Origin of the sequence: Demequina gelatinilytica (assembly GCF_000971115.1) — a bacterium.
Classification (GTDB): Bacteria; Actinomycetota; Actinomycetes; order Actinomycetales; family Demequinaceae; genus Demequina; species Demequina gelatinilytica.
Genome location: NZ_BBLV01000006.1, coordinates 38077 through 50446, shown reverse-complemented (window position 1 = coordinate 50446; position 12370 = coordinate 38077). Strand labels below are relative to the sequence as shown.

Annotated in this window: 11 protein-coding genes and 1 tRNA gene; 9 read left to right on the top strand and 3 right to left on the bottom strand. The window is 72.0% G+C overall.

The genetic code is table 11. From position 1 onward, the window contains the following. The first annotated feature begins 341 nt into the window (after positions 1–341). The 7 genes from AOM00_RS06275 (at position 342) to AOM00_RS06245 (ending at position 9566) form a co-directional block, all read left to right on the top strand. Positions 342–2252, top strand: a complete 1911-nt coding sequence (locus AOM00_RS06275; RefSeq protein ID WP_062516978.1) for a DUF4037 domain-containing protein — start codon at positions 342–344, stop codon at positions 2250–2252. A 10-nt stretch (positions 2253–2262) separates the two neighbouring features. Then, entirely contained in the window at positions 2263–2904 is a 642-nt protein-coding gene (locus AOM00_RS06270; protein WP_062516977.1) for a DUF4125 family protein, read from the top strand. 203 nt (positions 2905–3107) lie between these two features. Then, a complete protein-coding gene (locus tag AOM00_RS06265) occupies positions 3108–4502 on the top strand; it encodes an FAD-dependent oxidoreductase (protein WP_062516976.1) in 1395 nt (464 codons plus the stop codon). Between the two features lie 183 nt (positions 4503–4685). Next, on the top strand, positions 4686–5561 hold the full coding sequence (gene htpX / locus AOM00_RS06260; protein ID WP_062516975.1) for a zinc metalloprotease HtpX: 876 nt from the start codon (positions 4686–4688) through the stop codon (positions 5559–5561). Between the two features lie 127 nt (positions 5562–5688). Beyond that, positions 5689–7245: an FMN-binding glutamate synthase family protein gene (locus AOM00_RS06255; RefSeq protein WP_062516974.1), complete on the top strand. Its 1557-nt coding sequence runs from the start codon at positions 5689–5691 to the stop codon at positions 7243–7245. Continuing rightward, entirely contained in the window at positions 7242–8972 is a 1731-nt protein-coding gene (locus AOM00_RS06250) for a thiamine pyrophosphate-dependent enzyme (protein ID WP_062516973.1), read from the top strand. Before AOM00_RS06255 ends, AOM00_RS06250 begins: the two co-directional genes overlap by 4 nt. Positions 8973–9017: 45 nt before the next feature. Beyond that, positions 9018–9566 (top strand): isochorismatase family protein, encoded by a 549-nt coding sequence (locus AOM00_RS06245; protein WP_062516972.1) that lies wholly within the window; start codon positions 9018–9020, stop codon positions 9564–9566. A 6-nt stretch (positions 9567–9572) separates the two neighbouring features. Here the strand turns inward: AOM00_RS06245 and AOM00_RS06240 are convergent, their stop codons facing one another. Next, positions 9573–10211 (bottom strand): dihydrofolate reductase family protein, encoded by a 639-nt coding sequence (locus tag AOM00_RS06240; RefSeq protein WP_062516971.1) that lies wholly within the window; start codon positions 10209–10211, stop codon positions 9573–9575. Between the two features lie 81 nt (positions 10212–10292). Between AOM00_RS06240 and AOM00_RS06235 the strand changes: the two genes are divergently transcribed. Then, entirely contained in the window at positions 10293–11180 is an 888-nt protein-coding gene (locus AOM00_RS06235) for an oxygenase MpaB family protein (RefSeq protein WP_169746818.1), read from the top strand. On the opposite strand, the gene AOM00_RS06230 is transcribed toward AOM00_RS06235, so the two are convergent. Both AOM00_RS06230 and AOM00_RS06225 read right to left on the bottom strand, forming a co-directional pair. Continuing rightward, positions 11172–11618, bottom strand: a complete 447-nt coding sequence (locus tag AOM00_RS06230) for a YdeI/OmpD-associated family protein (protein WP_062516969.1) — start codon at positions 11616–11618, stop codon at positions 11172–11174. The two genes, AOM00_RS06235 and AOM00_RS06230, sit on opposite strands and share 9 nt — an antisense overlap. A 13-nt stretch (positions 11619–11631) precedes the next feature. Continuing rightward, positions 11632–12123 (bottom strand): YajQ family cyclic di-GMP-binding protein, encoded by a 492-nt coding sequence (locus AOM00_RS06225; RefSeq protein ID WP_062303182.1) that lies wholly within the window; start codon positions 12121–12123, stop codon positions 11632–11634. Positions 12124–12246: 123 nt separating this feature from the next. On the opposite strand from AOM00_RS06225, the gene AOM00_RS06220 reads away from it, so the two are divergent. Next, positions 12247–12328: transfer RNA gene (locus AOM00_RS06220), tRNA-Tyr, on the top strand. Positions 12329–12370: the final 42 nt, after the last annotated feature.

Sequence of the window (12370 nt, the reverse complement as noted above, 5' to 3'; positions counted from 1 at the left end):
GGGGAGCTACGGCGTGGCGAGGTTGCGCTCGTCAGGCCGAGCGCCCTGGGGATGGTTGGGAACGATCCGTGGGCGACTCAGGCCGACAGACACATGGCACAGCAAACGCGGCACCGGAGTGCCGGGACGTTCGCCGAGGTAGCCATGGCGGCGATGATGACACATCATCAGCATGGTTGTGAACCCCTTCTGGGCGATTCGGCCAGGGACCAGGGTCCTGGTTACCAGCGCATATGCCCCCGGGGGTGTCGGGCGACGGGGTCCTTCGACCCGGCCGCGAGGACGATGCGGTGCCTACGCTGGCGCGAGGACGGCCGCACGAGCCGCCATCGGGAGGGCGCATGTCCGGGCAGGCTCGCTTCGACGTCGCCGGGTTCCTGCGGGACCTCGACCGGATCTTCGCCGAGCATCGGGGCGCGACGGACGCCGCGCCGCATATCCGGGAGGCCCTCGAGTCCGCCCGCGCCGTCGGCGACCCGGCCGGCGAGCTCACCGTGGTGAACGAGGCCATGGGCTTCTACCGCTCGGTGAGCGGGCATGACGAGGCGCTCGCGATGGCCGCCCGGGCCACGGTCCTGCTCGGGGAGCTCGGGCTCAGCGGCACCGAGGCGGGCGCGATCACGCTCATCAACGTCGCGACTGCGCAGCGTGCGGCGGGACGGTCGGACGAGGCGCGCGGCACCTACGCACGTGCGCTGACCGAGGCGACGGCCGTCATGGGTCCGCGCGACCGGCGGATCGCTGCGCTGCGCAACAACCTCGCGCTGCTGCACTCGGACCTCGGCGACCACGCGGAGGCCGCGCGCGAGCTCGAGCAGGCGATCGCGATCCTCGAGGCGTCCTCCGTCGATCCGGGCGCCGATCTCGACCTCGCGTCGAGCCGGACCAACCTCGCGCTCGAGCTCTTCCGGCTCGATCGCGCCGCGGAGGCCGCGGAGGCCGCGGCCCAGGCGGAGGCGGCGATGGAGATCTACCGCCGGGGGGCGCATGAGCGCGACCCGCACTACGCCGCGGCGCTCGCCGGGCACGCCGAGGCGAGCCTCCGCCTGGGCCGCTCGGCCGACGCGGTCGACGCCTACGCCCGTGCGCTCGACGTCATCGAGGAGTGCTACGGGCGCGGTTCGGACGCGTACGCCGTGACCGCGGACAACCTCGCCGAGGCGCGCGCCGCGCTCGCGGCGAGCCCCGCATCGTCCACCGCGGAGCCGCCTTCCGCGCCCACGCCGGCGGCTCCCGCCGAGGTCCCCGAGCCGCTGACGGGGCTGCAGCTCTCGCGCTCGTACTGGGAGCAGGTGGGCCTCCCGATGCTCGAGGAGCGCCATCCCGCGCTGCTGGCGCGCGCGGCGGTGGGCCTGGTCGGGCACGGCTCGGACCGCTACGGCTTCGACGATGCGCTGTCGCGCGATCACGACTGGGGCCCGGGCTTCTGCGTGTGGCTCACCGATGAGGACCTGGCGCTCCATGGCGAGGCGCTCCAGGCCGACTACGACGCGCTGCCGCGCGAGCACCGCGGCCACGCGTGGGCGGCCGAGACGCCCCGCGCCGCGGGTCGACGCGTCGGGGTGTTCTCGATCGGGGACTTCTTCGAGGGGCTCACGGGGCATCGCGAGGCGCCCGCGCCCGACCAGGTGCACGCGTGGCTGCTGCTCGACGAGGCGACGCTGGCCGCCGCGACCAACGGCGCAGTCTTCCGCGACCCGCTGGGCGCGTTCTCACGCGTGCGGGACGGCTTCCGCCGCATGCCCGACGATGTGCGGGTCGCGCTGATCTCGCGGCGTCTCGGGATGATGGCGCAGGCGGGGCAGTACAACCTGCCGCGCATGCTCGCCCGCGGCGACGGGGAGGCGGCGTGGCTCTCCGTGGGCGAGTTCGTGGCGGCAGCGTCGTCCGCCGTCCTGCTGCTCAACCGGCCCTCGGCGGCCGGCTACCTGCCGTACTACAAGTGGCGCTTCGCGACCCTGCGCGCGCTCGCGGCAAGGCCCGCCTCGCGCCTGCCGCACGTGCATGAGCGGCTGTCCGACGCCGTGAGGCTCGCCTCCGCGGCATGCCTGGGCGGAGCGGGCTTCGGCGAGGGAGGGGCCGGGGCCGGGCCTGCACGCGAACGGCTCGAGTCGGCGATCGCCGAGGCGTGCGCGCAGGTGGCGGCCGAACTGCGCGTGCAGGGTCTGTCGCGCTCGGGGGCGGAGTTCCTCGAGGACCACCGTGCGGAGCTGCGTGCCCGCATCAGCGATCCGTGGCTGCGGGACCTGTGAGGAGGGCGCCATGACCGAGACCTACGAGGAGCGCGCGGCGCGGCTCGAGCGGGCGCGCGAGGTGGTGGCCCGCGAGTGGGAGCAGTTCCAGCGGGTGCGTGGCGAGGACGGTCGGGCGCAGTGCCAGGACAACCCGGCGGAGTTCGAGGTGCAGCGGCTGGGGCAGTTCATGACCTGGCCGATGCCGCTGCTGGACTCGTACCTGGCGGACCTGGTCGAGGCGGAGGCCCGGGGGCGCAACCTGCTCACCGAGAAGTACGCGCGGATGATGGCGCCGGTCGAGCCCGAGCGCTACGAGCGCGAGCTCGCGCCCCACCTGCCCGCGCTCGGCGGGGAACGCATCGCGGCGCAGGAGCGGATCATCGAGCGCCAGGTCGCGTGGGCGCGCGACTTCCACGCTCTCTACCCGGCGCTCGGCGCGGGGATGCGGGTGATCGCGACGGAGGGGGACACGCGCGAGGCGACCTCGTTCGAGACGTACCTGCGGGGCGAGCTGGGCACCTACTCGGAGGCGACCCTCGCGCTCTACGCCGCGCTGGTCGACCACCTCGCGGCCACCGGCCAGAACCTCACGTGGCGCACGGTCGCGTACACGGTGATCCTCGCCGGTTATCAGGATCTCGACGCCGCGGAGCAGGCGCACCGGATCTAGCCGGGCGTCCGTCCCCACCCCGCGAGCGCATACCCCGGAGGGCATCTACCAGGCACGATGCCCCGGGGGGTACCCGCAAGAAGGCGCTGGTGGGACGCTCGCATGACGTGTCTATACTCTGGTGCCGTTCGCCGGGCCCGGGAGTGGCGGACCTTGTCCCCCTCCCCGGATGCACCTGCACGCAAGCACCTGAGGAGATCGCTGTGACGACCGAACGCCCGCTCCGGATCGCCATCATCGGCGCCGGACCGGCCGGCACCTATGCCGCCGACATCCTGTCCAAGACCGACCTCAACGTGTCGATCGACATCATCGAGCGCCTGCCCGCGCCCTTCGGGCTGGTCCGTTACGGCGTGGCCCCCGACCACCCGCGCATCAAGCAGATCATCGTCGCGCTCGCGAACGTCATCGGCCGCGGCGACATCCGCCTGCTCGCCAATGTGAACGTGGGTGAGGACATCACCCTCGACGAGCTCCGCGAGCACTACGACGCGGTGATCTTCGCGACCGGCTCCTTCAAGGACGCCGACCTCGACATCCCTGGTATCGACCTGGACGGCTCGTACGGCGCCGCCGACTTCGTGTCCTGGTACGACGGCCACCCGGACGTGGCCCGCACGTGGCCGCTCGACGCCAAGGAGGTCGCCGTGGTGGGCGTCGGCAACGTCGCGCTCGACGTCGCCCGCATCCTCGCCAAGCACGTCAAGGACCTCATGCCCACCGAGATCCCGGCGAACGTGGTCAAGGGGCTCGAGGCCTCGCCCGTGACCGACGTCCACGTCTTCGGTCGCCGAGGCCCGGCGCAGGTGAAGTTCTCGCCGCTCGAGCTGCGCGAGCTGGGCCACGTGCCCGATGTCGACATCGTCGTGTACCCGGAGACCGACTACGAGTTCGACGAGGCCTCGATGGAGGTGGCGGAGAACAACAAGCAGCAGAAGCAGGTGGTCAAGACCCTCACGGACTACGCGCTCAAGGAGCCCGGCACCGCGTCGCGCCGCATCCACCTGCACTTCCTCCAGAGCCCGACCGAGGTGCTGGGCGAGGACGGCAAGGTGGTGGGCATCCGCATGGAGCGCACCGCGCTGCAGGGCGACGGCAACGTCAAGGGCACGGGCGAGTTCATCGACTACCCGGTGCAGGCCGTCTACCGTGCGGTGGGGTACTGGGGCACCGAGATCGAGGGCATCCCCTTCAACGGCGCCAAGGGCACCATCCGCAACGAGGGCGGCCGCGTGGTCGACGAGTCGGGCACGCCCCTGCAGGGCTACTACGCGACGGGCTGGATCAAGCGTGGTCCCGTGGGCCTCATCGGCCACACCAAGTCCGACGCCTCGGAGACCATCGCGAACCTGGTCGAGGACGCGCCGGGCCTGTACGCGGAGTCCAAGGCGACGCCGGCCGGGCTCAGCCCCGACAACGTGCTGCGCCTGCTCAAGTCCCGTGGCGTGCCGGTGGTGCAGTGGGAGGACTGGGAGATCCTCGACGCCCACGAGCGCTCCATCGGCGAGCCGCACGGTCGCGAGCGCATCAAGGTGGTCCCGCGCGAGGAGATGACCCAGATCGCGCTCAGCCGCGCGGTCCACAACGTCTCCCCCTGAACCTGATCCACGCCGGAAGGCGTGCACCGTGAGGCCGGTGCGACGGGCGGACCGTCCCGCCGGCCTCACGCGTCTTCCGGCCTGTGATGGCACCGAGTGCCGCTTGCGCATGGCAGGATTCCCCGCAGGGGGGAACCGGGGCGCGCCTGCGTCCGTTCTCCGTCCGAGGGAAACGGAGGACACGTGGGCAGGAAGTACTTCAACGGGCTGAAGACCACCGGTCTGTTCGTGGCGCTGTGGGCGGTGATGCTCACGCTCGGCTCGTTCATCGGCGACGGTCAGTACCTGTGGGCCTTCGCGCTGTTCTCCGTCTTCGGCACGGCCTTCGGCTACTGGAACTCCGCGACGCTCGCGATCCGTGCGATGCATGCGCGCCCGGTCACCGAGGTCGAGCAGCCCGCCATGTACCGCATCGTCCGCGAACTCAGCCAGCAGGCCAACCAGCCGATGCCGCAGCTGTACGTCTCGCCCACCGCGGCCCCGAACGCGTTCGCGACCGGCCGCAACCCGCAGAACTCCGCCGTGTGCTGCACCGAGGGCATCCTCGACCTCCTCGACGAGCGCGAGCTGCGCGGCGTCCTGGGCCACGAGCTCATGCACGTGTACAACCGCGACATCCTCATCGGCTCGGTCGCGGCGGCCTTCGCCGGCATGATCACCGCGGTCGCGCAGATGCTGTTCTTCTTCGGCGGCGGCCGCGACTCCCGTGACAACCCGCTGGGCATCTTCGGCCTTCTCGCGATGCTCATCCTCGCGCCTATCGCCGCGAGCCTCATCCGCATGGCGATCTCCCGCACGCGCGAGTACGACGCGGACGAGGACGGCTCGACGCTCACCGGGGACCCCCTCGCGCTCGCCTCCGCGCTGCGCAAGCTCGAGCAGGGCACCAAGGCGCGTCCGCTCAAGGACACCCCGCAGCTCGAGAACGTCTCGCACATGATGATCGCGAACCCGTTCCGCGGCGAGGGGGTCGCGAACCTCTTCGCGACCCACCCGCCCATGGACCAGCGCATCGCCCGCCTCGAGGAGATGGCCCGCTCGCGCGGCTACCTGCGCTGACGCATCGTCCCGCGGGGGCGGGCCCCCGCGTCCTTCGAGGCGCGCATGGAATGCGCGTCCACCGCCCTCGGTTGGCCCTTGAGGGAGGGCGCCGTGCCCGCGGCGCCCGTCAGGGACCGGAGGGACGATGCCCAAGCGACCGAGCGCCGCCGTCACCACCACGCTGAGCGCGCTCGCCGCGACCGGCGCCGTGGCCGCCTACGACCTCATCCAGCGACGGCATGCGGTGCTGCGTCGCTACCCGGTGGTCGGGCACCTGCGCTACGCGCTCGAGCGCCTCCGTCCGGAGGTCCAGCAGTACTTCATCGAACGCGACTGGGACGGGCGCCCGTTCGATCGCGACACCCGCAGCCTCATCTACGAGCGCGCCAAGGGCGTCGCAGGGGAGAAGGCCTACGGCACGGAGCTGGATGTGTACCGCGTGGGCCACGAGTTCCTGGTCCACTCGACCGCGCCGCTGGATGTCCCCGACGATCCGCCGCGCGTGCGCATCGGCGGCCCGGACTGCTCGCGGCCGTACTCGATGGCGCTCATGAACGTCTCCGCGATGAGCTTCGGCGCGCTGTCGGCCAACGCGATCCGCGCGCTCAACAAGGGCGCCGCGATGGGCGGCTTCGCGCACGACACGGGCGAGGGAGGCATCTCGCCGTACCACCGCGAGCACGGCGGGGACCTGGTGTGGGAGCTCGGCACCGGGTACTTCGGGGCGCGCACCGAGGACGGCGGCTTCGACGCGGCGGAGTTCCGGGACAAGGCAGGCATGGACCAGGTCAAGGCCGTGTCGCTCAAGCTGAGCCAGGGCGCCAAGCCCGGCATCGGCGGCGTGCTCCCGGGCGCGAAGGTGACGGAGGAGATCGCCCGCACGCGCGAGGTCGCCGCAGGCGAGACGTGCGTGTCCCCGGCCGGGCACCGGGTCTTCGACACCCCGCTCGAGCTCATCGGGTTCGTCGCGCGCATGCGCGACCTCGCGGGCGGCAAGCCGGCGGGGATCAAGCTGTGCGTGAGCTCGCGGGCCGAGGTGCTCGCGATGGTCAAGGCCATGCTCGAGGTCGGCACCGCGCCCGACTTCATCATCGTCGACGGCTCGGAGGGCGGCACCGGGGCTGCGCCGCTCGAGTTCGAGGACCACGTGGGCATGCCGCTCACGGAGGGCCTCATGGTGGTGCACAACGCGCTCGTGGGCGCCGGCCTGCGCGACAAGGTCCGCGTGGGGGCGAGCGGGAAGGTCGCGGCGGGCAACGACATCGTCAAGCGCCTCATCCAGGGCGCGGACTACACGAACTCGGCGCGCGCGATGATGATGGCCGCGGGCTGCATCCAGGCCCAGCGATGCCACACCGACACGTGCCCGTCCGGCGTCGCGACGCAGGACCCGTGGCGGGCCCGTGCGCTCGACGTGGGCGACAAGTCCGAGCGTGTGCGGCGCTACCAGGAGGCCACTGTGGCGGAGGCCGTGCGGATCATGGCGTCCATGGGTGCGCGGCGCCCGGAGGACCTCACGCCGGACCAGCTGCGGCTGGTCGTCGGCCCCGGCGAGACCGTGTCCTACGCGGACCGCTACACCTGGCTGGCCCCCGGCGAGCTGCTCGAGGACCCGCCCGAGAACTGGCGCGACGACTGGGAGCGGGCCTCCACGGCCACGTTCGCGGCGGCGCGCACCACCACGAGAGGAGACACACGATGACCAGGAACGTCGCCGCGACCATCGTCGATGCGCTCGCCGACCACGGCGTCTCGCAGGTGTGGGGCATCGTCGGCGATGCGCTCAACCCGTTCACCGAGGCGATCCGGACGGAGGAGCGCGTCGAGTGGGTGGGGGTGCATCACGAGGAGACGGGGGCCTTCGCCGCCTCCGCGCAGGCCCAGCTGACCGGCCGCCTCGCGGTGTGCATGGGCACCGTCGGACCTGGATCGCTCCACCTCATCAACGGCCTGTACGACGCGCGCAAGTCGCACGCGCCCGTGCTCGCGGTCATGGGCCAGGTGCCCACGCCCGAGATCGGCACCGACTACTTCCAGGAGGTCGCGAACGACCGCGTCTTCGACGACGTCGCCGTGTGGTGCCATACGCTCACGGACCCGGCGCAGCTGCCGCGCATGCTCGAGCAGGCGGTCAACGCTGCGTACGCCGAGCGCGGGGTCGCCGTGCTCACGGTGCCGGCGGACGTCGGCAGCCTCGACGTGCCGGCCGATGCGCCCGCCCCGCGGTTCGCGCCCGCCCCCGCGCCGCCCGAGCCTCAGGAGGAGCAGCTCGCCGCCGCCGCGGCGGCGCTCGCGTCCGCCGAGCACGTGACGATGCTCGTCGGCCAGGGTGCGGCGCACGCGCGCGGCGAGGCGCTCGCCGTGGCGGAGAGGCTGCAGGCGCCCATGGTGGTGACGCTCAAGGGCAAGCCGGGCTTCGACGGCGACAACCCGTTCGAGGTCGGCCAGGCGGGGCTGCTGGGCAACCCCGGTGCGATCGAGGCGCTGGAGTCCTGCGACGTCCTCCTCATGGTGGGCACGGACTTCCCGTACCGCGAGTTCTACCCCGAGGGCGCGACCGTGGTCCAGATCGACCGCGATCCCGCGCATATCGGGCGCCGCGTGCCGGTCGACATCGCCGTGGCCGCGGACAGCGGGACCGCGCTCGCGGCGCTGCTGCCCAGGCTCGCGGTGCGTGAGGACGCGTCCCATCTCGAGTCCGCCCGCGAGCGGTACTCCTCGTGGAGGCAGCGCCAGCGTGCGCTCGCGGACCCCGGCTACGAGGACTCGGGTCTGCTCGCACGGGTCCGCTCCGCGCTCGAGAACCCCGACGACAGGATCCGGCCCGAGGCGGTCGCTGCCGCCGTCGACAGGCACGCGCCGGACGACGCGATCTTCACCGTCGACACCGGGATGTCGACCACCTGGCTCGCGCGCCTGGTCGAGATGCGTGGCGCACGCGACCTGCTCGGGTCCTTCAACCTCGGCTCGATGGCGAACGCGGTGCCGCAGGCGTTGGGTGCTCAGGCGCTGGACCGTGCGCGGACCGTGGTGTCGATGAGCGGTGACGGCGGGCTCATGATGCTGCTGGGCGACCTGCGCACCGCGGTGACCTACCGCCTGCCGATCGTGGTGGTGGTGTTCGACAACGGGTCGCTGGGGATGGTCCAGCTCGAGCAGGAGGAGGGTGGGCTGCCGGCGGCAGGCACGGGGCTGGACAACCCGGACCTCGCCGGGGTGGCGAGGTGCCTGGGCCTCGCCTCGAGGCGCGTCGAGCAGGCGGAGCAGCTGGACGATGCGCTCGCATGGGCCTTCGCGCAGGACGGCCCCGTGCTCGTGGACGTGGTCACCAACCCCGACGAGGTCGCCGTGCCCCCGAACCCCAAGGCGTCGCAGGCGTGGGGCTACGCGGTCGCGAAGGTGGGTGAGGCGCTCGACCGACGGCGGTGAGGTCGTGCAGGGGGCGGTGTCGGAGTCTCGTCGTACCGTGACCGCATGGGCATCTTCGACGGTCGCGGCGGCTCCGCGCTCCTGGTCATCGACATGCAGGTCGACGTGGTCGCGCAGGCCGTCGACCGTGACGGGGTGATCGCTCGGATCGCGGCCCTGGTCGCGCGGGCGCGCGCAGCGGCGGTCCCCGTCGTGTGGATCCAGGACACGCTCGACGGACGCGTGGGCGAGGACGGCTGGCAGCTGGTGCCGGAGCTCGCGCCACGCCCGGGTGAGGCGGTGGTCGCGAAGGACCACGGCGACGCGTTCGAGGGGACGGTGCTCGAGGACGTCCTCGCCGATGTGGAGGCGGGCTCGCTCGTGGTCTGCGGGGCGCAGACCGATGCGTGCGTGCGCTCGACCATCCATGGCGCCTTCACGCGCGGCTACGACGTCACGCTCGTGGCCGACGCGCACACCACCGAGGACCTCACCGCGTACGGCGCCCCGCCGCCCGCGCAGGTCATCGCGCACACCAACCTGTACTGGCGCTACCAGAGCGGACCGGGCAAGGAGGCGAGCGTGACGGATGCCGCGGAGGTCGTGTTCGGCTAGCGGGGGCTACCCGCAGCGCGTGAACGTCACGTGCGTGACCCCGCTCGGCGTGCTGGTCGCGCTCGTCTCGAAGCGCGCCTCGAGCCCTTCGAGGCCTTGCCACAGGCTCGTGCCGCGGCCGAGGACGATCGGCACCACGACCATGTGAAGGTGGTCCACCAGGTCCTCCGCGAGGAACCCCCGTACCGAGGTCGGACCGCCGCCCAGGCGCACGTCCAGGTCGCCCGCGAGGCCATGCGCCTCGGCAAGCGCCTCGGCAGGAGCGGCGTCGCGGAAGAGGAACGTGGTCTCCCCGAGCACCAGGGAGTCGCGGGGGCGGTGCGTGAGCACGATCACCGGGGTGCGGAACGGAGGCTCCTCGCCCCACCATCCCTGCCATCCGGGATCGTCCTGCCAGCCCGGCGGCCCGAACTTCCCCGCACCCATGATCTCGGCCCCGATGCCTTCGAAGGATCGCCGCGCGAACGCATCGTCGGGCGTCTCGGGCGCATCCTCGCCTTGGAGGGACGCCCAGGTGGCGGTGCCCTTGAACCACTCCATGAGCCGCATCCCGGCGTGCCCGAAGGGCGCGTCGAGGCTCTGATCGACGCCCGTGGCGAAGCCGTCGAGGGAGACCGCAAGGTTGTGCACACGCACCAGAGGCATGCGTGCAGTCTCGCATCGCGCGGGGCCCGATGCGAGGGTGCGCTCTTCACAGGGGCATCCGGTTCGCGTAGTTTGCGACGGGTGAGGCGGGACCACTGGAGGCGTGTCAACGCGGCGCTCGACCCCGAGCGCGACTTCGTCGAGATCTACCGCAACCTGGTGATGCACGAGTTCCCGTGGGACATGAACCAGTCGCTCAGCTTCGCGCTGTTCCGGACGTACGCCGTGCCGGGCATCGGGCGGCTGCTCGACCAGACCGGCGAGTTCGTGTCGAGGACCCAGAAGCGCTACGACGACACGGCGCTGCTGCTCGAGACGCCCACCAGGCTGGGCTTCGCCCACCCCGAGGCGCGTGCCGCGATCCGCCGGGTCAACCAGATGCATCGTGCGTACGACATCCCCGACCACGAGCTCCGCTACGTGCTCTCCACCTTCGTGGTGGTGCCCAAGCGGTGGCTCGACTCGTACGGGAAGCGGCCCCTCGCCGCGGGCGAGCTGACCGCGTCGGTCCGCTACTACGGAGAGCTCGGGCGGCACATGGGGATCTCCGACATCCCCGACACGTACGCGGGCTTCGCCGCGCTGATGGACGGCTACGAGGCCGATCACCTGGCCTACGACGAGGGCGGTCGTCGCGTGGCCGACGCGACGCTCGCGCTCATGCTGACGTTCCGTCCGCGCGTGCCGGCCCGGGTGATGGAGCCGTTCAGCCGTGCGCTCATGGACGATGCGCTGCTCGAGGCCTTCCGGTACCCGAAGCCGTCGCGCATCGTCGTCGCCGCGGCGCGCGGCGGGGTGCGGCTGCGCGGCCGCCTCGCGGGGCTCATGCCGGCGCGGGCGAAGGCCACGCAGGTGGCGGACCTGCCGTGGATCCGCAGCTACCCAGACGGCTTCCGCGTCGAGGACCTGGGGACGTTCCCGAGCGGCTGCCCGGTCCGCCACGACCAGGCCGAGCGCCCGTCAGCGTGACCCGCGCGCCCGCATCTCCTCGACCACCTTGCCGATGCGCCTCGCGCGCGTCTCCGCGCCCTTGGCCTGGTCGATCACGCGGATGTGCTGACGGCGCTGGCTGACGGTGAGCGCGTCGAAAGCCGCGCGCACGGAGCCCTCCGCGTCGAGGGCGGCCGCGAGGTCCTCGGGCTCGTCCGCGGTGAGCGGCTCGAGATCGAGCGTCACGTCCACCTCGACCTCGTCGCCCGTGCGCACGCCCGCGGCGGCGCGGTGAGCGGTGCTCACGCCGATGAGGTGGCGCCCGCGCAACTTCGCGATCGCGGTGCGCCAGGTGTGGCCGTTGACGGTGACCACCACCCGCGGACGGGCGCCGCCGCCGAGGTCGTCGACCACGGCGGCGGGCACCTCCAGGCCCTTCATGGGCTCGAGCGGCTCGACCAGCGCTGTGAACCGCATCGTCCGTCGCCCGTCAGCGGAAGTTGACGAACTGCAGCGCGGCGTCCACATCCGCGCCCTTGAGCAGCGCGATGGTCGCCTGGAGGTCGTCGCGAGACTTGGAGGTGACCCTCAGCTCGTCGCCCTGGATGAGCGCCTTGACGGACTTGGGGCCCTCGTCGCGCACCAGCTTGGTGAGCTTCTTCGCGACGTCCTGCGCGATGCCCTCCTTGACCTTCGCGACCAGGCGGAACTCCTTGCCCGACGGCTGCGGCTCGCCCCACTCGAGGGCCTTCATCTCGATCTGGCGCTTCGCGAGCTTCGCGATGAACACATCGAGCACGGCCTTGACGCGCTCGGGGCTGTTGGCCTTCATGAGGACGTCCTCGCCCGAGAACTCGATCGACGCGCCCACGCCCTTGAAGTCGTAGCGCTGGTTGATCTCCTTCGCCGCCTGGTTGAGGGCGTTGTCGACCTCCTGGCGGTCCACCTTGGACACCACGTCGAAGCTGCTGTCGCCTGCCATCTCATCCTCCATCCCGGCGCGCGCGAGGCGCCTTGGTCGCTTGCGGTTGAGGGCACCGGGACGCGATTCGCGTCGGGCCCTCGATCCTTGCTATCCTTCCATGCGCGCCGGTTCCGGCGCACTGGCGGGTTGCCCGAGCGGCCAAAGGGAGCTGACTGTAAATCAGCCGTCACTGACTTCGGGGGTTCGAATCCCTCACCCGCCACCGCGACGCCCCTCCTTCGGGAGGGGCGTTCCTGGTTCCTGG